The following is a 22,073-nucleotide window of genomic DNA, read 5'->3' on the forward strand; positions in this document are numbered from 1 at the left end:
ACCAAGCATGGATTCTGCCCGTCGTTCAACTGCGCTGATTCGTGCAATGCGTGCGTTCCGGTTTCTGCTCCTGGCTGTATGCGTGGCCTGGGCCAGTTCCGGCGCAGCCTTGGCGCAAGCCCCTTCAATTAAGAACGGCTGTGGTGGCGCGCTCAGCGGGCCCATGGCAAGCATCGCTATGCCGTACCAGCGAGCCGTCGCAGCATTGCAAGGCACCGAGGTTGGTTGGTGCGCAGCAGCGTCGGACCACGACGCAGGCACGCCTGAGCGAGCAGCGATGTGGAAGTTTGTCTCGGCAGCGTACCTTCTACATGCTCTGGCCGGCCGCAAGGAACTCACGCGCGATCAGGAAACGGCCGTGCAGAGGGTACTCGCAAGCATTCCTGGGAATGGAAAGCCGCCAGCAAAATTACGGGACATTGACACTGCCATGTATATCCATGCGCGCACGTTGGCGGCGGAGGATGGAGGAGCGGCACAAATCGCTCTCGATGGCTTGCAGCAGCACGCGCCACCGGTGTATCGGTCGTTGATGCGGCTCTCATCTCGCTGGGGCGATGCAGGCGACAACTGAACGGAGGCAGCGGCTCAATATGTTGCTGTTGAAATTTGAGCACCAGGAGCATCACTTGCTGGAACGCTAACCTATTTGCTAGCTTGGTTGCTCATCAAGGAGCAACATGCAATCATCAAAACCGAAGAAGAGCGGCAAGCCAAAACGCCGCAGCGATCAACGCCGAATCGCCGCCACGTCCCTGCGATACGCAGTGGACTACATGGACCATGCACCAGTATGGCCGGGGCCCATCTGCGCACAAGGGCTGTTCCGGCCCACACAGAACGGTGCCCCCGCTCAGCCGCTGGAAGTGCGTTTCTCATCCTTCATTCGAAATCGCTCGATGGAGTATGTCGTGCGCAGCCCGCAGGCGCTGAACATCAGCGACCAATCGATCTACTTCCATCTTTGCCAGCTAGCAGCTTCGAATGAAGCTATGGGCCTCACCAACGGCCATGACATGTACGAGACCTATCGGCAGGTACTACAAGCAAGCGGCTTCGGCGCATACGCGGACCTGACAGTTATCAAGGCTAAACCGTCTGACCTTGCAGCGGGTATCGGTCTTAGCCGCACAGGTACCAATACGCAATCCGTTTTGGCCTCGCTCAATCGCCTTTCGCAGACCACGATGGAGCGACGGCTGATGAACAATGGCTCCGTTGCCGAGCATGGCTCCACCAAGTTCCTGGGATTTTTGTGCTTCGATACTGAGGTGCACATCGTCCTGCACTTTGAGTCCGGTTTTTTGTCGGGCGATGTCAAAGGCGGGGTGCACCGGGGAGTGTCATGGATCAACATGCGCGAGCAACGGCGCCTCTCTGGTAAGCCCGCCAAGCGCCTACATGCCTGGCTTTCCGCCTGGGCATCCCAGGTTGAGCGCAGACTCGTCTCCCTCGACAAGCTATTGATCAAAGTATGGGGCGAAGTGCCATCGACACCAACCATTCGAAAGTCCAGGATGCATACCCTGCGTGCAGCCGTGACGGAGGTGGGCGCCCTATCGGGATGGACCTGTACCCTTGCCGAGGATTGCGCCAGCGTGGTTGTGCGCAAGCCGCTTTTCGTAGGCACGCCGGCTCAGGCTGCCAAGAAAGAGACCACGACCACCAATTCGCTCATGGCTGCGGACGTTGCGACGACAACCAAGATCGTTGGAACGACAACCGAAGTCGCTGCAACCCCAACCAAAGTCGCTGCAACGACAACCGCCGTTTCGGCGAAACCCGCGCCCAGCTTGGATTGCGACGAGCTTGTGTTCGCGCTTTAAGACCACCTAGGAAAGTACCAAGACTTTCCATGGTGGTAGGGGCGAAGCCCCGTCGCCTGGAAGGCGCCGAGCCATCGCCCGATTGATGAGACGAGGAAATTGGGTGATGAAACGTTCCTAGCCAAAAAGAAGAACGTGATATCACATCGCCATCAGAGCGAGACCGGATTGCGATCTGCTTTGGCCCGCCCCTCACGGCAGCACAGGGCCGACCTCGGCAAAGCCAGCTGCCGGAATTCCAGCAGCTCATTACCCCGAAGAAAGCGTGAAATAGTTCACGACCTGGCAGGTGGTCCACACGCGAGAGCGTTTCACATCTTGACATGAAGCGCCCGACCGCTTACATTGTGGGCATGAGTTCCTTGCTCTTCACTGCTTTCAATCTGACTGTCTCCCGGACCACGTCCGCAGTCATACGTCCGCTTTAAGCGGGCGTATCAGTCTCTTTCTTCCCCCGATATCGCTCGCTTCGTAGGCCGGTCTTAGCCATAGGTTTGGCTTCGACCTAGTTCACCCTTTTCGGAGCGATTCATGAAGCAGATTTCCAAGGCCGTTTCTGGCCAAAAGCGTGCCGTCTCGGCACAAAAAAGCATCACCGCCAAAGCGGCATCCACCAGGCCGGTCAAGCCTGCCCAGCCAGCGCCGAAACTCGTGCTGGACCCGTGCTGCAAAGAGTTCCCGCCCATGGAGCACGACGATTTCAACTCTTTGAAAGAAAGCATCCGTCGCAATGGGCAACTGCAACCACTGCTGGTATGGCAGGGGCGTGTGCTTGATGGCCGCCATCGGCTGAAAGCGTGCGCTGCGCTCGGTATCCAGCCCCATTTCGAGGAGGTAAAGTGCAGTTATGAAGAGGCCAGATCGATGGCGTTCGCCAGGAACATCAATCGGCGCAACCTGACGGTCGGCCAAAGAGCGCTTCTCGCTGCTCGACTGGCATTCCTCAAACCCGGACAAACCAAAGCTTCCAAGCAGCTTGGTTCGATGCTGAGCCAAGAGGAAGCGGCCAAGCTTTTTGGGGTGAGCCGTGACGCCGTGCAGCGAGCGGGTAACCTAGTCAAAGGAGCAAAAAAGGCTACCTTGGATGCGGTACACAACGGCACGATGAGTCTGAACGAGGCGGTTGTTGTGATGAAAGGCAGTAAGAGCAGCCTGTGCACAAAAACAACCCCAGAAGAGCGAAAGGCCTTGAAGGTGGCAGCTGCGGTGAAGGAGCGACTGGGAAAAGAAGCGCGGCATCTGCGGCTTGTAAAGCAGGCCGCTCTCAGCGCCAAAAACTTGGCTTTGCCAACAGGTAGTCGTTACTCCATCATCCTGGCTGACCCTCCGTGGGATTACGACGAAGCGCATGACCGGGCCGCGAGTCGCATGATCCCCCATAACCACTACCCGGTCATGAGTGTTGACGACCTGCGCGCGCAGCTTGACGTCGAAAGCATCGCTGCAAAAGACTCCATGCTGTTCATGTGGTGCCCAGCTTCTTTGCTGCCTAGCGGGCTTGAACTCATGCAAGCGTGGGGTTTCAAGTTCGTGTCGAACTGGGTCTGGCACAAGACAGGCCCCAGGCTCCATTGTGGTGGTGGGACAGCAAAAATGCACCACGAGCTACTCTTGGTTGGCACCCGTGGCAGCGGCTTGACCATCTTGGACACGATGGAGCGTGAGCCATCGGTCTTCACGGCTCCCGTGACCAAGCACAGCGCCAAGCCTTTGGTGGTGCATGAGCGTTTGGAGGCCTTATACCCAGACGTGAGCCGCATCGAGTTGTTCAGCCGCTCGAACCGGACGGGCTGGACCATGTTCGGCAACGAAGTGCCTGACGAGAACAAAAAGGTTGCTTAGTTAACGGCAGGATGGGCGGTCGCGCTGATGCATGCATAACCGCTCCAAATCGTCTTTCCTTCCGCTCGTGGCGCGCGAAGAGTGTCTCCTTTGTTCGGCGGTAACGCGTCCACTTTCATCCCTAGTCACAAGGTACAACGTTCTATGGAAAAAAATGTCTTCTTTCAACAATCCCCAATCGCGCACGCAACGAGCGTAAGCCTTTGCTTCCGACAGTTTCGCGGCTGTCTCCAGCCGTACATGCACCAAACGCCTTTGGTCATCCACCGCGTCGCAACTCCCTGACACCCCGACCCAGCTTGCGGCGCAACAGGGCCCGCAGGGTCACCCCATCCGAGTACCCGACCTGTGCGGCGACCTGGTCGACGCTGGCGTTCCCGGTGCGCAAGAGATGGACGGCATGCTCCACGCGCAGGTCCTGGAAATACGACAGCGGTGTCTTTCCCAAAACGCTTTGCAGCCGCCGCGCCAAGGTGCGCTCGCTTGTGCCCGCGGCGCTGGCCGCCTCGGCCAGCGAGAACCCCTGCGCGAGCCGACGTCTGGCCCAGCACTCGAAGCGCTCCACCATCGGGTCGGCATGCGCAAGGTGGTCGGGAATCACGAACTCGGCTTGCGAACTGCGTGTCTCGACCAGCAGATAGCGTGCCACCAGGGCCGCCAGCGCCGGACTGCGCCCTCGGATGATGCGCAAGGCCAAGTCGACGTGGGCCAAAGCGGCGCCCGCGGTGGTGAAGCGTGTCGAGTTCACGATCATGCGTGACTCGTCCAGCGTGACGTTCGGATAGCGCTGCCGAAACATCGGCCCCAGCCACCATGACGTCGTCGCACGATGCCCATCAAGCAGGCCACTCTCTGCAAGCAAGAAACTACCGGAGCAAGCGGCACCAAGGTGCGCGCCAGCGGTGGACCACTGCTGTAGCGCCGCGACCGCGTCGGGCACATCGGGGCGTGTGAGTCGAGCCGAGAGCGTGTCAGGCATCTTGTCGCCAAACGCTGGCACGAGCACGACGTCTGGTTCGGGTACACCATGCGCAGTGACTACGGGGACCGTCAAACCTTGCGCAGTTCGGATGCGACGCCGCACGCCCACCAGCGTGAGCTCTATGTGCGCGGGAGCCTGTGGCAGCGAGCCCGCCATCGCATTGGCTAAGCCCACTGTGTCAGTGAGCGCCGCAAGCCCCAGATCAAACACGCCATCACAAACAAGGAGGTGGAGTTTCATGGCAATAATGATATCAATGTTGTCATTATTGCCTATAGAGATGTCTGTCATGAAGACTTAGACTGCAGTCTCGTCGATCCCTTCACCCACTTTTCCATTTACCCAAAGGAATACAGCATGACCAAGCTCGCCCTGTTTGTTCGCCTCGAAGCTAAACCCGGCCAGGAGGCTGCGCTTGCCGACTTCCTGGCCAGCGCACTGCCGCTCGCCAACGCCGAGTCCGGCACCACGGCCTGGTTCGCATTGAAGTTTGGCCCTTCGACGTTTGGTGTGTTCGATGCCTTTGCCGATGAGGCAGGTCGCCAGGCACATCTGAACGGCCAGATCGCCGCGGCCTTGATGGCCAACGCCGCGACCTTGCTCAGTTCTCCGCCCAATATCGAGAAGGTCGAACTGCTTGCAGCCAAACTGCCTGCATGACAACTCGGCTTTGACCCAATCAGGTCACGCTGCAGGATGGGGGTCACACAGCCCTACGTGCGATCCCAACCTCCTTGCTGTCATTCTTGCAGTCTATGGATTTTCCGGTGAGAAAAGGGCAGATTCAAACTTGCCCACCCACACCCTTGAACTTCTCCACAAACGCTGCGATCTTCTGAAACACCGTCTGCTTCTTGGTGAGGTACTGCGGGTTCAGTGGGCTCATCTTGGGCAGCACAGCATTCAGTTCAGTGCCGCTGTCTGAGGCGAATTCACGTTTCAAGGAATTGGTGATGTGGTAATCCCCCCATAAACCATCTCTCTGAGTAGAGCTATGCGGCCATGGCCAGCCGCTGTTTGGGGGTTGATGCCGCCCAATGCCATATTTGGGCGTTCATGTTTATACCGGCACATCCACTGCGTGGCGTAATCTCGCACTTCATCAAGATTGCGCCAATGGTACTGCGACAGTCATTCATGGCGAACGGTTCTGTTAAAGCGCTCCACATAGGCATTTTGCTGAGGCTTACCTGGCTGGATGTATTCCAGGCGGATACCTTTGGCGCTCGCCCAGTTTTGCAGTGTTGCGCTGATGTACTCAGGCCCGTTGTCACAGCGAATGACTTGGGGTTTGCCACGCCACTGCATGATTTGCTCCAAGACCCGAATCACACGTAGCGAGGGCAATGAGAAGTCGACCTCAATGCGTGGAAATCAACAGCAAGACCACGGCATGCTCCAGCCCACCTCGAACGGCAAAGCGGTCTGGCGCGCGACCGTGACCAGCACGACCGGCTGGTCCCATTCGTTCACCCTGTTGCGTCTCGCTCCCGCGCTGATCTGGGAGTCTGGCGAGCGACCAGCACCTTTCGCGGGGACGGTAGAGATCGACGCGACGCCCGCGGAAAACGACGTCAGCATGTCAGCTCCCGCGCCTTCCGTCTCGGTGAACCCAGCGCAGGGAGGTCAAGAGCCTCCGATTTGGGAGGGCGACAGCACCACCATCGTTTCACCGCCCGCAGCCCAGCCCGTGCCCGACGTCATGGAGGATTTGCTCGCGATGGTGGGCTTGGATGAGTATGCCGGCGTTGGCCAGGATGCCGAGGAGTTCCTCCACACCCCCGCGCCAGCAACAGCCGCGACGTCCATTCCATCGCCTGCACCTGCACCCGCGCCTACGCCTGGGCCATCGGCAACGAAGCCATCCGTGGAACAGTTCATGGTTTGGCTGAAGCAGGGAATCGCCTCACGACGGTTCATCATCAACGACGCGAAGGCACTCGTGCATACGGTGAATGACACGGCCTACCTGGTCAGCCCGGGTGTGTTCCAACGCTATGCGCAGGAGCATCCCGAAGTGGCCGCACTCGCCAAGCAGGAGAATCAACAGGATTGGCAGTGGGTGCAGAAGCGCTTCGAGAAGCTGCAGCTACATCGAAAGCAGCCCAATGGCCTGAACATTTGGACCTGTGAAGTCACGGGCCCGAGGAAGTCCCGCCGACTCCATGGCTACCTCCTCGAAGATGGGTCCTTGGCACTCGCCGAAATACCGCCCGCTAACCCCTATCTTGCTCTGACTCAGGAAGGATGACGCGATTGGGGCATTGATCGCCACCGTCGTGTGGCGACGATCAATGTCCCGCGAAAATTGGCAACATTTGGCGAACTGAGCTACTCGGCCCGCGCCAACTCCTGTGCAAGGAACGGAGCGGTTCTGCTGCCAGACGTTCGGGCCACCTGCTGAGGGGAGCCCGCCACCACGATGCTGCCGCCGGCAGCGCCCGCACCAGGCCCCACGTCGATCACCCAATCGGCCTGGGCCACCGCGCGCATATCGTGTTCGATCATCACTACGGTATTGCCGGCATCGACCAGGCGCTGCAACTGCACCAGCAGCCGGTCGGCGTCCGACGCATGCAGCCCGGTAGTCGGCTCGTCGAGCACGTACAGGCTTCGGCCGCGCTGGCTGCGCTGAAGCTCGGTCGCCAGCTTGATACGCTGCGCCTCGCCACCGGAAAGCTCGGTGGCCGGTTGCCCCAGGCGCAGGTAGCCCAGTCCGATATCGCGCAGCAGTTGCAGTGGCCTTACCACAGCGTCTTCACCCGCGAAGAATTCGCTGGCTTCGTCCACGGTCATCTGCAGCACCTCGGCGATGTTGCGCCCGTTCCATTGCACCTTCAGCGTGGCCTCGTTGTAGCGTGCGCCATGGCACGTCGGGCACGGCGCGTACACGCTGGGCATGAACAGCAGTTCCACGCTGACGAAGCCCTCGCCCTCGCAGGTCTCGCAGCGCCCCTTGGCGACGTTGAACGAGAACCGTCCGGCATCGTAGCGGCGGCGTCGCGAATCGGGCGTGGCAGCGAACAGCTTGCGCACATGGTCGAACAGGCCCGTGTAGGTGGCCAGGTTCGACCGCGGCGTGCGTCCGATCGGTTTCTGGTCCACCTGCACCAGACGCTGTACGGCGTCCACGTCGCCCGCCAGATGGCCGCCGGTCGCTTCGATCACTGCCGGCCCTTCGCTGGTGGCGCTTTCGGCTACATCGTCTTCCGGCTCGTGGCCCAGGTGCAGCAGCACCATCTCCGGCAGGGCCTGCGCGACGAGGCTGGACTTGCCCGAGCCGGAGATGCCGGTGACGGCCGTCAGCACGCCCAGCGGAATGCGCGCATTCACGCCATGCAGGTTGTGGCGGTGAATGTCCTGCAGCTCCAGCCAGCCGGTCGCTTCGCGTGCCCGGCTTCCCGGCGCGGGGATCTCATCGAACAGGTAGCGTGCAGTACGCGATTCGGCAATCTTGCGCAGGCCATCCGGCTCGCCGCTGTAGAGCACGCGGCCGCCACGCTCCCCAGCATCCGGCCCGACATCCACGAGCCATTGCGCGCGGCGCATCAGATCCAAGTCGTGCTCCACCACGAACACCGAGTTGCCGGCGTCGCGCAGCCGGTCGAGTGCGTCGTACAGGGCCTGGCTATCGGAGGGGTGCAGGCCCGCGGAGGGCTCGTCGAGCACGTACACGACACCGAACAGCAGGGAACTCAATTGCGTGGCCAGCCGCAGGCGCTGCAACTCGCCGGCCGAAAGCGTCGGCGTGGCCCGGTCCAGCGTCAGGTAGCCCAGGCCCAGCCCACGCAGTTGGCGCAGGCGTGCCATCACGCCACCGGCCAGGCGCTGCGCGGCGAGGCGCTTTTCTTCCGATAGCGCCGAGGTGCGGCGCACGTCGGGCGATACCGCATGGACGGCGCGACCGGAGGTCGCGCGTTCGGTACGGTCGCGTCGGGTCGCTTCCTTGTCCGTTGCCGCCCCCGCTGCATGGGCCCGGAAATCGCCCTGGGCGATGGGTTCGAGCAAGGCCGCCAACTGGTCCAGCGGCATCTGCATGAACGCGCCGATGTCCACGCCGGCGAAGGTGACCGACAGCGCCTCGGACTTGAGCCGCTTGCCGTGGCAGGTGGGGCACGGTTTGCCCTCCATGAACCGGGACACGCGCTTTCTCATCAGCGCGCTCTGGGTGTTGGCAAAGGTGTGCAGCACATACCGCCGGGCGCCCGTGAAGGTGCCCATGTAGCTCGGCTCCATCTTGCGCTTGAGCGCGGCGCGGGTTTCGGCGGGCGTGAAGCCGGCGTACACCGGCACCGTCGGTGTCTCCTCGGTGAACAGAATCCAGTCGCGATCCTTCTTCGGCAGGTCCTTCCACGGTCGGTCAACGTCGTAGCCCATGCTGACCAGGATGTCGCGCAGGTTCTGGCCTTGCCAGGCGGGGGGCCAGGAGGCGATCGCCCGCTCGCGGATGCTCAGGGAGGGATTGGGCACCATGATGGCCTCAGTCACCTCGTACACATGGCCCAGGCCGTGGCAGGTCGGGCACGCTCCCTGCGGCGTGTTGGGCGAAAAATCCTCGGCGTACAACATGGGCTGGTTGGCTGGGTAGGCGCCGGCGCGCGAATACATCATCCGCACCAGGCTGGACAAGGTGGTCACACTGCCCACAGAGGAACGCGCGTTGCTGGAGCCCCGCTGCTGTTGCAGCGCCACCGCCGGCGGCAGGCCGTCGATCGCATCGACGTCCGGCACGCCGGCCTGGTCGATCAGTCGCCGGGCATAGGGGGCCACCGACTCGAAGTAGCGCCGCTGGGCCTCCGCATAGATGGTGCCAAAGGCCAGCGAGGACTTCCCGGAGCCGGAGACACCCGAGAACACCACCAGCGCGTTACGCGGGATGGAGACGTCCACCTCCTTGAGGTTGTTCTCGCGCGCTCCACGCACCTGCACGAGGCCGCTGGCCGCAGCGGTACAAGAGGATTCACCGAAAGAATTGTTTGGCATGTTCTTATCCTGTAGTTCGTCCCGCTCAGGACGGGACTTCCTGAGTTCGGGTGCCGCGGCGGCTGGCTTCGAGCGCTGCGGTGAGAGTGCGGGCGTCGTAGCTGCCGCGCAGGCGGCGACCCTCGACGAAGAACGTCGGCGTGACATGCGCACCGCTGGCGACCGCACTGGCGAGGTCGCGCTCGACACGCTCTATCACCGCAGGACTGTCGAGATCCGCGATGAACCGATCGACGTCGAGCTCAAGCTCTACGGCGTAGCCGATCAGATCCTCGCGCTCCAGCGCGTGCTGACGGGTGAACACGAAGTCCAGCCACGGCCAGAACATCCCCTGATTCGATGCCGCCTCGGACGCACGCGCGGCGATCGGCCCATGCGGGTGGTGCGGCAACTGGCGCACCACATATCGCAGGTCGTCCCCGAAGTGGGCGCGCAGATCCTCCCAAGAACCGGTAGCGTGCGCACAGTACGCGCACTCGAAGTCCACGTACTCCACCAGCGTGAGCTGCGCGTCCTCTGGCCCGCGGATGTGATCGACCTCGGGATCGACCGGCGGCTCAAGCACCATCGGCAGATCGGCGGTCTCCTCACCCCACCTGCGAGAGGCAACCTTGAAGATGAGCCACCCGAGCAACGTGGCGAGCATCATCGACACGAGCACGCCGACCGTCGCCTGGCGGCCCAGGTCGGAGGTCGTGCCGAACGCGAGCCCGATGATGAGCAGCGACATGGTGAACCCGATCCCGGACAGTGCCGCACCACCGAACACGCTCCCCATTCCGACTCCCGCCGGCAGGCGCCCCAGGCCGAGGCGGACCGCGGCGAGAGTGATGAGCCCGATGCCCAGGAGCTTGCCGAGCACGAGCCCCGCGATGACGCCCCAGGTCACGGGCGAGCCGAAGGCCTCAGCTAGCAGCCCACCACGCAGGTCCACCCCGGCGTTCGCCAAGGCGAACACCGGCACGATCAACAGCGCTGTCGGCAGCCGCAGGAACTCGTGCAGCCGCTCGTTCACCGAGATACCCTGGGACAGCCCGCAGTCCACTGCGCGAGCCGATGCGGCACTCGGAGACTGCCAGAAGTCACGGAACAACTGTCTTGCCGCGACGACCTTGTGACGTTGCGTAGCGTAGGCGGGGATCAGCAGCCCCGCGGCCATCCCGGAGAGGGAGGCATGGATGCCCGCATACCACTCAGCGGCAGCAGGCACAGCCCATGGGATGGCGCAGTCGTTTATAGCCAGCACTGCGTTCTTCGGGACGGATGACGGCGCGCTTGGCGCCGTCCATCATGGCCAGCGCGGGCGCAGACACCGCGCGAGAAGCATCGGTGCCGCAGCCGGGGCAAGCCAGCGGCGCATCACGCTGAGCGACCGTGCGAAGGCGCTCAAAGCGGCCGCACCGGCTGCAGTCATAGTCATAGGTTGGCACGGCGCTCAGTTGCCAGGATGCAGGATGACCTTGGTCCAGCCCTTCTCGCGCTTGTCGAAACGCTCATAGGCTTCCGGGGCCTTGTCCAGGTCCAGTTCGTGCGACACGATGAAGGAAGGATTGGCTCGCTCGTTGTGGATGAGGTTGCACAGTTCCCTGTTGTAGTGCTTCACGTTGCACTGGCCGGTCCGCACGGTTTGTCCCTTGAACCAGAGCTTGCCGAAGTCAAGGGCAAGCTTGCCCTTCTTCTGCAGCGGGTCCTCGGACTGCGGGTCTTCCGGCACGAAGACGCCCACCACGCCAATGCCGCCCGTGGCCTTCACTGAACCGATGAGGCTGTTCATCGTCATGTCGGGCTGTTCGTCTCCCTCTGCATCGTGGGCCTGGTAGCCGACGCATTCGCAGCCCCGGTCCACGCCCAGGTCCCTTGTTTCCTTCATCAGGAAATCGACCGGCGACACCTTAGAATCATCAATCGTGATAGCCCCTATGCTCTCGGCCAGTTTCAGCCTGTCGGGATGGCGGTCCACGATGTACACCTTGGCCGCTCCCTGGATGAGTGCGGAGTGCGCCGCCATCAGCCCGACAGGTCCGGCACCATAGATGACGATGCTTTCACCGGGCATGAGCCCAGCCAGTCGGGTGGCGTGCCAACCGGTGGGGAAGATGTCCGAGAGCATCACATAGTCCTTCTGGCGGGACTTGGCATCGGGCGGCAGCACCAGGCAATTGAAGTCACCGTAAGGCACCCGCAGGTACTCGGCTTGGCCTCCGCTGTAGGGCCCCATGTCGGCGAAGCCGTAGGCAGCCCCGGCAGACCCAGGATTGCAGGTGAGGCAATAGCCTGTGAGCCCCTTCTCGCAGTTCGTGCAGAAGCCGCATCCGATGTTGAAGGGCAGTACCACCCAGTCGCCCTTCTTGACGCGGTCTACAGCAGCCCCGACTTCCACTACCTGACCCATGTTCTCGTGGCCGAGGATGCGGCCGGTCTCCATGTCCGTACGTCCCTCGTACATATGGAGGTCCGAGCCGCAGATGTTGGTTGTCGTAATCTTCACCAGCACATCGGTCGGCTTTTCGATTTGGGCGTCCGGCATCTCCTTGACGGTGACTTGGCGGGGGCCTTCGTAGACTAGAGCTTTCATGCGAATCCTCAGGTGGTGGTTAAGGTGGATGGGAGCTGTCCACTTTAATGGTCATGGTTGGCCGCAACATGGGGCTGCACGCTTATCGCTCGTAGGACTGCGCCTACAAAGGAATCGGAAGGTGCTCAGGCACTGTGGCCAAGCGGCGCCGTGAGTGCCGGCATTGCCGGACGAGCATCACCAAGGAGGGCGAATTTAAGCTCGCGGCAGCGGAGTAACTGCCCTACGCCAACAATGGCGCTCCACGGTGGCGGCTGACAGTTATCGATCCCCGAACCGACGCGGCCCTCGTGTTCATGACAGCATCGGGAGCCCAATCCGCATACTCGCAGCGCATCGGGCGCGGTTGCATCGGCAACTACTTTCGCATCTCCTACCGCTCAACGCCAAGCGGGAAGTTGGTGGCAACTGCCTGGCGGCCTTGCCCTGCCACCTTCAAGGACTGGCTGGCCGACAACCTCAGCCTTGAAAACCTGAACGTGCTGCGTGAGCATGGTGCCAACGCTGGGGTGCCAGGGCTCATTCACTATGTCGAGACCCTTCCGCTCTACGAGCGCTATCGCAGCCTCGACCTTGGCGATGTTGTGTTGTCGCAGCGGTTGTTGGGTAGGCCGCCTGCGTCCGGCGCCAACGATATCGAGCAACTGGAACATACATTGGTGTGGATGGTGGCCGAGTACTACGCGCACGACCCAGCCTTGACACGAAAAATCATCGAGCGAGGTGTCAACGCATGACGCGCTTCGCACCAGACTTGTCCAGCGCCCGCTGTCCATCCTCGCGCAAACGTTGCCGGTCCGGCACCATAACGGCATCGTTCGCAAGATGATTCAATGCCGAGGCTAGCCAAATCAGGGAGCCCAAGATAAGCGCGCGGTCATATGCCGCCGATTGAGCGGCAATTCCTCGGCGCGATGGGATCGAAACGTCGTCGTTTGCATGCTGGTTGTCAACGGCGTCGCTACGCGGCATTGTCATTGCCAGTCCTGCCTTCTTCACGAGCGCGCCCAGCACAATCTTCTCGTGCGCGTCGATACGCCGGCCCAGTTGCTGCGCCTGATGGCGCGCGACCCTCTCCAAGTGCTCTGCGCGGGCCTGTAACTGTGAGGCCTGCTGTCGCAGCGCGCTCTCTCGCATACGCAGCCGCATGAGGCTGGCTGGCTTGGTGCCGTCGGAATGGACGGTGTCATGTTCGGTGTGAACGGTCATTTGTTGTCTACCTTTTCGTTAGACCCCCGGAATTGATTGCAGAGGCTCCATCAATCTGGCACCTTGGGTAGCAGGCAGTCAAGCAATACCAGGGAGGCAAGCCCCCCAAGCGCACGTATACAAACTTTCGTTTGTGTGCGCCTGGCAGGGGCCTCGAACAGCCAGGGCACATCCCTCACGGGAGTGCCATCGCACCACCTCTCCCTCATTGCCTCGTGCCGGCAAGAGGGAGACGTGGATGGCGATTTTTCATTTTTCAGCACAGCTGATATCGAGGAGCGACGGCGCCAACGCCGTGCAAGCGGCTGCGTACCGCGCAGGCCTGCGCATGACCTGTGCCCGCACTGGTCAGGTCTTCAATTACACCCGCAAGAAGGAGGTGTCGCACCGCGCCATCCTCGCGCCAGAAGGCGCTGCCCCCTGGGCCCTCTGTCGCGAGACGCTCTGGGCGCAAGCGGAGCAGCAGAAGCGAAAAAATGCGCAACTCGCACGTGAGATCGAGGTCGCCTTACCCATCGAACTCACGCACGCACAGCAGGTTGCGCTCATTCACAGTTATGTGCAGGCGCAGTTCATCAGCCTCGGGATGGTGGGTGATATCAACATCCATTCGAAGCCGGGGAACCCACACGCGCACGTGCAACTCACGCTCAGTGACATCGAAGCCGATGGCTTCGGTGCCAAACGCCGCGACTGGAATCACCCCTCGCTGGTGGCGCGCTGGCGCGAAGCCTGGGCCAAGGCTTGCAACACCGCTTTGGAAGAAGCCGGCCACGCAGCGCGCATTGACCACCGAAGCAACAAGGAGCGTGGCATTGACCTGCCAGCCACGGTGCACGAGGGCCGAAGAACGCACGCGAATGCTGAGGCGTGGGATGCCCGCGCCGAGTTCAACGCGTGGGTGCGCACCCAAGTAGCGCTTGCCAAGGTGCAAGCCGAAGTAAAGGCCGTGCAGTCGCAGATCGTGGACTTGACCAGCACCATCGAGCAGGCGCTGGCGGAGCGAAGCGCGCGGCGGCCATCGAGCGACGTACCGATTGCTCCTGCGCCGCCTGCTGCCGCGCACGCCGAAGCCGTGCCCCCAACCACTAACCGCATCTGGACACCCGCAGGCGCTGCGCCTGCGCGGGACTTCTCTATCGCTGGGCTGCTCGTACGACGCGGCCATTTCGCTGGCCCGGCCAGCCCCATTCGCCCAGCGCACCCATCAACCCCGCAGCCCGAGGTCTCGCATGTCTCGGGCGGCATTCTTCAAGGAGACAAACCATGCTGATACCCGTTCTGTTGCGACTCATCGCAACCATCTTCGCCACCCGGCCACCTGGCATCGAGCCAGGCCAGTGGAGCCCGCACGCACGCAGTGCTGTGCAGCTGCTGGAATTCAGGCAGCTGCGCCCGGCAGCCGTCGCCCAGGCCGGACGCCGATTTGCGCGTCCGCCGCAACCAAGGCGCCAAAGTGCGCCCATTTCCGAATCGTTCACCGCTGGCGCGGAAGGAGAGTGGACATGCAAACCATGAGCGCTTTCCCCGCACCTGATGCAGCCGCGCCCGTCGTGGTGCCAGCCTCGGCGCCCGCGTGGGCATCTGCCCATCACTTCCACCGCATTCCTGACCCCAGCAGCTTCGCTTGGCTGAATGCGCAGTCCCCCAGAGCGGTGGCCGCAGCACCGCAGGTATCCCCGTGCTTTGGCATGGATGTGGTGTATCTGCCGCTGGACGTGCTGCGCTGGTTTCCCAACGAGCTGGTGCTGGCAGTCCCGTTTCTGTCCGCCCCACCGGTTGAGTTCTTCTTCGCATGCAATGAAGGCGGCAAGCGATGGTGGTGCTTCGTGGTGTTAAGCAAGGACCGTGTCCCAACGGCTCTCGTGTTCGATGTCTCGCCATCCGTGATGCTGATCGCCGGCCTCGGTTTGCGGGAGACCGATGTCGATATGCACAGCGGCGCAGTCTCGCGCGGCAGGGACTTTGATTACCGGGCCAATGCAGCAGTGCTCTGCCCCATGGACACCACACCCATCCGAGTGGAATGGCTGAGCCCGGACACGCAGGAGTACTTTTGCATCCACGAAGGCAGTTGCCAGGGCAGTACGCCAAGCGTACCCACCCTGGCCGATGTGCTGGGGCCAAGGAAGCTGCCGCTCTCGATATCGCCCGTCGAGGTATCGATTGGCACGCCCACTTTGGGTTTGCGCATGAGGGTCAATGACGACGAGCCGTTGGCGCGCTATCTTGATTCGTTGGCCGGTGGCGCGGGAGGTGTGGCATGAGCAACCCTATGCATTCGATTTCCTTGACGCCCGAGCTGGCATGCGCACTCATTGCCGAAATGCAAGCCGTGCTCGATGGAGAGGCAAGCTACTTCCATGCGGAGGTGTGGACCGACAGCGGGCAGCGCGTGGCGCTGCACCTGTCCGGCCAAGCCGACCCGCCAGACCTGGGAGGACCGCTTCATGTCTGATGCAAAGAAGCCCGCCAAGAGGGACCTCTACCAAGAGGTTACCGACAAACTCATCGCCGCCATCGAAGCCGGCACAGCACCATGGCAGCGGCCTTGGCAGCAGGTCGCCTCCGCAGGCCTGCCCATGAATGGCGCCACCTCACGAGAGTACAACGGCGTCAATGCCCTGTTGCTGATGATGCTGGCCCAGGCCGAGGGATACAGCGACAACCGCTGGTACACCTTCAAACAGGCGAGCGACATGGGCGCCAAGGTCAAGAAGGGCAGCAAGTCCACGCCGGTGTATTTTTTCAAAATGCTCAACGCGCGCGGCGCGGAGGTGGATGGCGAATCTGCTGGCGGCGCAGAGCAGGGCGGAAAGGAGCGTCGGCAAATCCCGTTCCTCACCGAGTACCGGGTTTTTCATGCAACGCAGATCGAGGGCATTGAGCCGTTCGTGCAACCCGAGCGGCAGTGGACCCCAATAGAGGCCGTGCAGGAGATGGTGGACCGCTTGAAGCCGGACATTCGGTATGGAGGGGACCGGGCGTTCTACGCATTGGGGGAGGGCAGGGATTTCATCCAGATGCCACCAGAGGGAGCGTTCCCAAGCGCAGAAGCCTTCGCGGGCACCTTGGCTCATGAGCTGGGGCACTGGACGGGGGCGGAGCATCGGCTTGGCCGCAAGTTCGGAGCATGGGGCACAGATGCCTACGCCGCCGAAGAATTGCGAGCGGAAATTTGTAGCGCGTGCCTAAACGCAAAATGGGGTATTGCGACGTCGATGGACAACCATGCGGCCTATGTCGCTGCGTGGGTCAAAAAGCTCCGTGACGACAAGTTCGAGATTTTTCGGGCGGCGAAAGATGCCAGGCGCATGGTGGACTACCTCACCGGCAGTCTTGTGCTGGACCCCAAGCCAGATGAAGCCATCGCGCAGGAAAGCTCGCCAGCACTGTCTCCGATGTTGGCACACACGCAGGAGGTAGAACCCGGTGCGGATGCGGCAGCGATAGCTGCCGTGCTGGCCAAAGCGCGCAAGTCCATCGCGCAGGTCCAACGAGCGCGGCGCAGTGGTTTGGCTCCGACGGTTCATGGACTCCAAGAGACGGGGGCTGCGATACCGACGAATGGCAGTTTGTCCATGTGGTGAGGGCGATGCAGCAGCGGTTGCATCGCGCGGCACCCCACTTGCGCTTTGTGAGGTGCGTTTGCTACTTTGGTTTTCTAAACCAAAGGAACCACAATGACATCATCATCACAACAATCCATCTCTATTGAGATCAGGCCCGCAGACAGGCGCTGTGGATACTGGGCCAAGCGCATTGACGCAGGCACCGCGTTGAGTCTGCCCGACAGCATTTCTGGCGCGAGAGACATCCCAGGGCCCTTTTTGCGTGTGGGGGGCGAGGATGAGTTGGCCGTAGGAGACTTCATCATCGAAGGAGAACAAGTCCACCATCGCCATCAACGCGGATGGACCTATCGCATTGGCTACATGGGCATCGATGGCGCGTTACACCGGGTCGCCCCAAACAAGGAGCACAAGCAGGCCATGAAAGCCGACGGGATGGCGCTCGACCTTCTCAAAGGTTCGGGGGACCTGGCTGCGTGCGTACGACTCATCACAGGCCTGCGGATGGGTCTGCACGCGGGCGTGGTTCCCATTGAGACGGAAGCTGCGCCCGTTACGATGCAGCAGTTTGCGGAGGTGGCCGCCTTGAAGGATGTTTGGTTTGAGCCAAGTTCCCCTGACTTGCATCCAACGGCGCAGCAAATCTACGACCAAGCGGCAATGCGTGCGCGCATGCTCGCGGCTCAGGGTGGAATGGAAGACCTGCCTAACTTGGATGCGCTGCTCTGCGACTGACTCGCTGCATTTTTCTCGCACTGCGGCAGAACAAGGTTGAGCCGGAATTGCACCGTTTACTGGGTTAACGCGACAATTGCCCGGTTAGGAAACGCTCTCGCGTTCCCGCATCACCGAGACAAATATGCTTCGCGTAATCACCGCAAATTTGAATGGAATTCGATCAGCTGCTTCCAAGGGCTTTTTTGAGTGGGCAGTTCAACAGGATGCCGCCGTCATCGGTGTCCAGGAAGTCAAGGCCCAAGACGAACAGGTGAAGGGTATCCACTGCCACATCGGCAAGATGGCCGGGCAGTTCCACTACGCCCAAAAGCGCGGCTATTCAGGCGTGGGCATCTACATGCACGAAGAGCCGTCCGATGTGATCGTCGGCTTGGGCGACACTGAGTTCGACAACGAAGGACGGTGGGTTGAAGCACGCTTCGACAAGCCCGGCCGCAAACTCAGCATCGTTAGTTGCTACTTCCCCAGCGGCTCATCTGGCGAAGAGCGGCAACAAGCCAAGTTTCGGTTCCTCGCCTTGCTCTATCCAAAGCTGTTGTCCATGCACGAGGACCGGGAGTTCATCCTGATGGGGGATGTAAACATCGCCCACCAAAATGCCGACCTGAAAAACTGGCGTAGCAACCAGAAGAACAGCGGCTTTCTACCCGAGGAGCGCGCGTGGATGACCAAGGTTCTGAATGAAGGCGGACTGGTGGACGTGTATCGTCGCCTGCATCCTGACACGACAGAGACTTGCTACACATGGTGGAGCAACCGGGGGCAGGCTTACGCCAACAATGTTGGGTGGAGACTGGACTATCAGATAGCGACCCCAGGCTTGGCGGAGCTGGCTCGGTCCGCCAGCATCTACAAAGGCCAGAAGTTCAGCGACCATGCTCCGCTTGTCATTGACTACGACATGACGCTTTAAGCCCACTCGCACCCTTCCCAGGTCCCAGGTCGGATTCAGTGCGCAGCGCTCTTGGAGAAGAGGTTGAGAACAATGGACGCCAGCGACGATCAGGCCAATGCCGGCAATCGCCGCGAGGTCGAGTTTTTGACCACGAAGCAGCCAAGCAATGAGGGAGATGAGCACGAGGCCGCATCCTGACCAAATCGCGTAGGCGATGCCGGTCGGAATCTCTTTCAAGATCTGCGAGAGCAGGTAGAAGCACACACCATGGCGGCCACGCTAGGCCAAAAGCCGCGTGAAGCCTCCGATGTTTTCATATGGTCGTTCCCACCACTTTCAAACCGACGGCACCGCCGAGAAATACGTACGAGTTCATTTCAGTTTCCTTCCGGTAGTTGAAGTAGCTCCGCCCCCAGGGCTTCACGCTCCGCTTCCGATAGCTGGTAGGTACCCAGCATGTCCGACAGCCAAAGGCCATCTGCCGCAAGACGTGCTACTAGCTTTCCATTGACACCAGCATCGTCGTCCTTTCTGTGGGCTTGCACCCAGGTGTTCCAGCGCTCTGTAAGAGCGCGGTCAATCACGCTTGCAACGAGGAGAGCGCGCTAGCGGCGCGCCGACTCATCATCTGCGCGAGCCTTCACAGTTGCTTACCACGTGGATAGTGGGTTTTTTGCCGCACTATCTAATCCAGCCGCCAGCCCACGTTGTTGGCGTAGGCCTGGCCACGGTTGCTCCACCACGTGTAGGCGGTGTCGGTGGTGGTTGGTTGTAACTGACGGTAAACGTCGATCAAGCCACCGCCTTCATCAGTTTTGTGCAACAACTTTGTCATCCAAGCCCGCTCTTCGGGCAGGAAACCGCTGTTCTTCTGGTTGCTGCGCCAGTTCTTGAGGTCGATCTGCTGGTGGGCGATATTGATGTCGCCGCACAGGATGAACTCGCGCTCGGCCTTGAGCTTCATGAGGTGGGGATGGAACTCGGCGAGGAAGCGGTACTTGGCCAACTGGCGTTCTTCGCCCGAGGAGCCGCTCGGGAAGTAGGCGCTGATGATGGACAGCTTGCGCGCGGGGGTGTCAAAGCGCAGTTCGAGGTAGCGGCCTTCGGCGTCGAATTCGGTCGAGCCATAGCCCACGATGACGTCGCTGGGCAGATGGCGGGTGTAGATGCCCACGCCCGAGTAGCCCTTCTTCTGCGCGTAGTGGAAGTGCCCGTCCATCTCAGCCAGGCGCTCGAAGCGGGTGGCGATGTCCGCGGCCTGGGCCTTGACTTCCTGCACGCAAATACAATCCGGCCGTGTGGCAGCCATCCAGCTTTCCACGCCCTTGGTGGTGGCCGAACGGATGCCATTGAGGTTGAGGCTGGTCAAATTGAACAAGGAATTTCCCATGGTAGATGTTGTTGCGCAGGGCTCCGGGCTGGACCCGTTGGCGCAGGATTTTGTACGGTTTGCCGTGGAGTCGGGCGTGCTGCGCTTCGGGGAGTTCAAGACCAAGGCCGGCCGCATGAGCCCGTACTTCTTCAATGCCGGCCTGTTCGACGATGGCAGCAAGATGGGTCGCCTGGCCGAATTCTATGCAAAAGCCCTGATCGCCAGCGGTATCGAATTCGACATGGTGTTCGGCCCCGCGTACAAGGGCATTCCACTGGCCGCGACGGTGGCGGTGGAACTGGCGCGCCATGGCCGCAACGTGCCGTTTGCCTACAACCGCAAGGAAGCCAAGGACCACGGCGAGGGCGGAACCCTGGTGGGCGCGCCGCTCAAGGGCCGCGTGCTGATCGTGGACGACGTGATGTCGGCCGGTACGGCTGCACGCGAGTCGATCGCGCTCATCCAGGCGGCGGGCGCCATTCCCCATGCGATGGCCATTGCGCTGGACCGGCAGGAGAAAGCGACTGAAAATGGACTGGACGTGGAGCACAGCGCAGTGCAGTATGTGCGCCACCAGCTCGGAATGAAGGTTTGTACTATCGCCAAGCTGGCAGACTTATTGCTGTACCTATCGCAAACAGGGGGGGCGGAGATGCGCGCCCATCATGAGCGGGTCTCGGCATACCGCGAGCGGTACGGGGTCAACGAAGGATAATTTAGTTGTTGCACAAGACGGCGTGGCGCATAGGCGGGGTGGCATTGGCAAGCCTGGCTGCGGTGTCTGCGTGGGCGCAGACGGGGCCCGTGGGCAGCATTTATACCTGCGTGGACCGCAATGGCCGCAAGCTCACGGCAGACCGGCCGATCCCAGAATGCGTGGACCGCGAGCAGCGTGAGCTGGGCCCTTCGGGCACCGTGCGGCGCCAGATCGGGCCCACGCTGACCGAGCAGGAGCGTGCCGCCCTCGAAGTGCGCCAGCGCAAGGAAGCCGAGGAACGTTCGCGTGCCCTGGAAGAGCGCCGCCGCGAGCGCGCCTTGACAGCCAGGTACCCTGACAAGGCGACCCACGATGTGGAGCGCAAGGCGGCGATCCAGATGGTGGAGGAAGTCGCCGCCACGGCGGAAAAGCGCATCGTCGAGCTGCGCCAGCAGCGCAAGGCCATGGACGCAGAGATGGAGTTCTACAAGAAGGACCCCAACAAGGCCCCGATGACACTGCGCCGCAAGATCGCCGAGGCCGACGACAGCATTGCCGAACAGCAGCGCTTCATCAACGGTCAGGATGAAGAAAAGCGCCGCGTGCACCAGCGCTTCGACGTGGAGCTTGCGCAGTTGCGCAAGCTGTGGGACGAGCAGCGGGGTGTGGCGGCGCCCGCTGCTGCGGCGACGGGCGGCGTGGCCCCGGCCTCTGCTGGCGGCAGCCGCTGACCAAGCAGGCCCGATCAGGCGCCTGCACCTTTTTCACTTCACAGGCGCCTTCCACCGGGAACGCGCCCATCCACCTGCCAGGATCAGCCCGCGAGCTTGGCGCGCAGCAGGTCGTTGACCTGCTGCGGGGTGGCCTTGCCCTTGCTGGCCTTCATGATCTGGCCCACCAGTGCGTTGAAGGCCTTGTCCTTGCCGGCGCGGAACTGGGCCACGTTGTCGGCGTTGGCAGCGATCACCTCGTCGATGATGCCCTCCAGGGCGCCCGTGTCGTTCATCTGCTTGAGGCCCTTGGCCTCGATGATGGCGTCCACGTCGGCCGATTCCCCGGTCCACAGCACCTCGAACACCTGCTTGGCGGCGTTGTTGGACACCGTGCCATCGGCGATGCGGCCGATCAGCGTACCCAGCTGGACAGCCGTTACGGGGGAGGCCTCGATCGCCATGTCATTGGCATTCAGGCGGCGCGAGACTTCGCCCATGATCCAGTTGCTGGCCAGCTTGGGCTGCTTGCTGGCCTGGGCCGCGGCCTCGAAGTAGGCGGCCATGGCCTTGCTCTGGGTCAGCGTGGTGGCGTCGTACTCGGGCAGACCGTAGTCGGCCACGAAGCGCGCGGCCATGGCGCGCGGCAGCTCGGTCATGAGGGCGCGCTGC

The 22,073-nt window shown here is 61.8% G+C and carries 21 protein-coding genes and 6 pseudogenes; 15 read left to right on the plus strand and 12 right to left on the minus strand.

What is annotated here, in order from left to right:
• Nucleotides 1-7: 7 nt before the first annotated feature.
• From ACK59X_RS28520 to ACK59X_RS28530, 3 genes are all read left to right on the plus strand, one after another.
• Nucleotides 8-574 (plus strand): hypothetical protein, encoded by a 567-nt coding sequence (locus ACK59X_RS28520; protein WP_409961889.1) that lies wholly within the window; start codon nt 8-10, stop codon nt 572-574.
• A gap of 106 nt (nt 575-680) precedes the next feature.
• Nucleotides 681-1,826, plus strand: coding sequence for a replication protein C, IncQ-type (gene repC, locus ACK59X_RS28525; RefSeq protein ID WP_409961890.1), 1,146 nt, complete (start codon nt 681-683; stop codon nt 1,824-1,826).
• A 531-nt stretch (nt 1,827-2,357) separates the two neighbouring features.
• Nucleotides 2,358-3,668 carry a Spo0J and IME4 domain-containing protein gene (locus ACK59X_RS28530; RefSeq protein WP_409961891.1) on the plus strand — a complete coding sequence of 437 codons (1,311 nt, stop codon included), beginning with the start codon at nt 2,358-2,360 and terminating at the stop codon, nt 3,666-3,668.
• A gap of 259 nt (nt 3,669-3,927) precedes the next feature.
• Here ACK59X_RS28530 and ACK59X_RS28535 read toward each other — a convergent pair whose 3' ends face one another.
• Nucleotides 3,928-4,941, minus strand: coding sequence for a GlxA family transcriptional regulator (locus ACK59X_RS28535; RefSeq protein ID WP_409961892.1), 1,014 nt, complete (start codon nt 4,939-4,941; stop codon nt 3,928-3,930).
• A gap of 66 nt (nt 4,942-5,007) precedes the next feature.
• Here ACK59X_RS28535 and ACK59X_RS28540 point away from each other — a divergent pair, with 66 nt between their 5' ends.
• Nucleotides 5,008-5,310: a putative quinol monooxygenase gene (locus ACK59X_RS28540; protein WP_007182542.1), complete on the plus strand. Its 303-nt coding sequence runs from the start codon at nt 5,008-5,010 to the stop codon at nt 5,308-5,310.
• A 124-nt stretch (nt 5,311-5,434) separates the two neighbouring features.
• Here ACK59X_RS28540 and ACK59X_RS28545 read toward each other — a convergent pair whose 3' ends face one another.
• Complete coding sequence (locus ACK59X_RS28545; RefSeq protein ID WP_409961907.1) at nt 5,435-5,605, minus strand: type I restriction endonuclease subunit R, EcoR124 family; 171 nt, start codon at nt 5,603-5,605, stop codon at nt 5,435-5,437.
• 37 nt (nt 5,606-5,642) lie between these two features.
• Nucleotides 5,643-6,015: pseudogene (locus tag ACK59X_RS28550) on the minus strand (integrase core domain-containing protein); the annotation flags it as partial.
• A gap of 7 nt (nt 6,016-6,022) precedes the next feature.
• Between ACK59X_RS28550 and ACK59X_RS28555 the strand changes: the two are divergent.
• Nucleotides 6,023-6,901 (plus strand): annotated as a pseudogene (locus ACK59X_RS28555) (conjugal transfer nickase/helicase domain-containing protein); the annotation flags it as partial.
• An 80-nt stretch (nt 6,902-6,981) separates the two neighbouring features.
• On the opposite strand, the gene ACK59X_RS28560 reads toward ACK59X_RS28555, so the two are convergent.
• The 4 genes and pseudogenes from ACK59X_RS28560 to ACK59X_RS28575 all read right to left on the minus strand — a co-directional run bounded on the left by ACK59X_RS28560 (nt 6,982) and on the right by ACK59X_RS28575 (nt 12,208).
• Nucleotides 6,982-9,633, minus strand: a complete 2,652-nt coding sequence (locus ACK59X_RS28560) for an excinuclease ABC subunit A (RefSeq protein WP_409961893.1) — start codon at nt 9,631-9,633, stop codon at nt 6,982-6,984.
• Between the two features lie 25 nt (nt 9,634-9,658).
• A pseudogene (locus ACK59X_RS28565) lies at nt 9,659-10,822 on the minus strand (Na+/H+ antiporter NhaA); the annotation flags it as partial.
• Between the two features lie 4 nt (nt 10,823-10,826).
• Entirely contained in the window at nt 10,827-11,063 is a 237-nt protein-coding gene (locus ACK59X_RS28570; protein ID WP_409961894.1) for an FmdB family zinc ribbon protein, read from the minus strand.
• Nucleotides 11,064-11,068: 5 nt separating this feature from the next.
• Nucleotides 11,069-12,208, minus strand: coding sequence for a glutathione-independent formaldehyde dehydrogenase (locus tag ACK59X_RS28575; RefSeq protein ID WP_409961895.1), 1,140 nt, complete (start codon nt 12,206-12,208; stop codon nt 11,069-11,071).
• A 290-nt stretch (nt 12,209-12,498) separates the two neighbouring features.
• Here ACK59X_RS28575 and ACK59X_RS28580 point away from each other — a divergent pair, with 290 nt between their 5' ends.
• The gene (locus tag ACK59X_RS28580) at nt 12,499-12,945 is read left to right on the plus strand and encodes a hypothetical protein (protein WP_409961896.1); all 447 of its coding nucleotides are present in this window, start codon (nt 12,499-12,501) and stop codon (nt 12,943-12,945) included.
• On the opposite strand, the gene ACK59X_RS28585 is transcribed toward ACK59X_RS28580, so the two are convergent.
• On the minus strand, nt 12,935-13,417 hold the full coding sequence (locus tag ACK59X_RS28585; protein WP_409961897.1) for a conjugal transfer protein TraD: 483 nt from the start codon (nt 13,415-13,417) through the stop codon (nt 12,935-12,937). The two genes, ACK59X_RS28580 and ACK59X_RS28585, sit on opposite strands and share 11 nt — an antisense overlap.
• A gap of 238 nt (nt 13,418-13,655) precedes the next feature.
• Between ACK59X_RS28585 and mobQ the strand changes: the two genes are divergently transcribed.
• From mobQ to ACK59X_RS28620, 7 genes are all read left to right on the plus strand, one after another.
• Nucleotides 13,656-14,690 carry a MobQ family relaxase gene (gene mobQ / locus ACK59X_RS28590; RefSeq protein ID WP_409961898.1) on the plus strand — a complete coding sequence of 345 codons (1,035 nt, stop codon included), beginning with the start codon at nt 13,656-13,658 and terminating at the stop codon, nt 14,688-14,690.
• The gene (locus ACK59X_RS28595) at nt 14,684-14,935 is read left to right on the plus strand and encodes a hypothetical protein (RefSeq protein ID WP_409961899.1); all 252 of its coding nucleotides are present in this window, start codon (nt 14,684-14,686) and stop codon (nt 14,933-14,935) included. The genes mobQ and ACK59X_RS28595 overlap by 7 nt, the downstream gene beginning before the upstream one ends.
• Nucleotides 14,923-15,684, plus strand: a complete 762-nt coding sequence (locus ACK59X_RS28600) for a hypothetical protein (RefSeq protein WP_409961900.1) — start codon at nt 14,923-14,925, stop codon at nt 15,682-15,684. Before ACK59X_RS28595 ends, ACK59X_RS28600 begins: the two co-directional genes overlap by 13 nt.
• 8 nt (nt 15,685-15,692) lie before the next feature.
• Nucleotides 15,693-15,875, plus strand: coding sequence for a hypothetical protein (locus ACK59X_RS28605; protein WP_409961901.1), 183 nt, complete (start codon nt 15,693-15,695; stop codon nt 15,873-15,875).
• Nucleotides 15,868-17,007 (plus strand): ArdC family protein, encoded by a 1,140-nt coding sequence (locus ACK59X_RS28610; RefSeq protein ID WP_409961902.1) that lies wholly within the window; start codon nt 15,868-15,870, stop codon nt 17,005-17,007. The genes ACK59X_RS28605 and ACK59X_RS28610 overlap by 8 nt, the downstream gene beginning before the upstream one ends.
• Before the next feature lie 93 nt (nt 17,008-17,100).
• Nucleotides 17,101-17,724, plus strand: coding sequence for a hypothetical protein (locus ACK59X_RS28615; RefSeq protein WP_409961903.1), 624 nt, complete (start codon nt 17,101-17,103; stop codon nt 17,722-17,724).
• Between the two features lie 124 nt (nt 17,725-17,848).
• A complete protein-coding gene (locus tag ACK59X_RS28620; protein WP_409961904.1) occupies nt 17,849-18,640 on the plus strand; it encodes an exodeoxyribonuclease III in 792 nt (263 codons plus the stop codon).
• A 35-nt stretch (nt 18,641-18,675) separates the two neighbouring features.
• On the opposite strand, the pseudogene ACK59X_RS28625 reads toward ACK59X_RS28620, so the two are convergent.
• From ACK59X_RS28625 to ACK59X_RS28635, 3 genes and pseudogenes are all read right to left on the minus strand, one after another.
• Nucleotides 18,676-18,886: pseudogene (locus ACK59X_RS28625) on the minus strand (SMR family transporter); the annotation flags it as partial.
• 113 nt (nt 18,887-18,999) lie between these two features.
• A pseudogene (locus ACK59X_RS28630) lies at nt 19,000-19,212 on the minus strand (hypothetical protein); the annotation flags it as partial.
• Between the two features lie 95 nt (nt 19,213-19,307).
• A complete protein-coding gene (locus tag ACK59X_RS28635) occupies nt 19,308-20,000 on the minus strand; it encodes an exodeoxyribonuclease III (protein ID WP_409961905.1) in 693 nt (230 codons plus the stop codon).
• A gap of 10 nt (nt 20,001-20,010) precedes the next feature.
• Between ACK59X_RS28635 and pyrE the strand changes: the two genes are divergently transcribed.
• Complete coding sequence (gene pyrE / locus ACK59X_RS28640) at nt 20,011-20,709, plus strand: orotate phosphoribosyltransferase (RefSeq protein WP_409961906.1); 699 nt, start codon at nt 20,011-20,013, stop codon at nt 20,707-20,709.
• Nucleotides 20,710-20,717: 8 nt separating this feature from the next.
• Nucleotides 20,718-21,422 (plus strand): DUF4124 domain-containing protein, encoded by a 705-nt coding sequence (locus ACK59X_RS28645; protein WP_409961908.1) that lies wholly within the window; start codon nt 20,718-20,720, stop codon nt 21,420-21,422.
• A gap of 83 nt (nt 21,423-21,505) precedes the next feature.
• Here the strand turns inward: ACK59X_RS28645 and gatB are convergent.
• Nucleotides 21,506-22,073, minus strand: a pseudogene (gatB, locus tag ACK59X_RS28650) (Asp-tRNA(Asn)/Glu-tRNA(Gln) amidotransferase GatCAB subunit B); the annotation flags it as partial.

Origin of the sequence: Acidovorax sp., from assembly GCF_046339755.1 — a bacterium.
GTDB lineage: Bacteria > Pseudomonadota > Gammaproteobacteria > Burkholderiales > Burkholderiaceae_C > Acidovorax.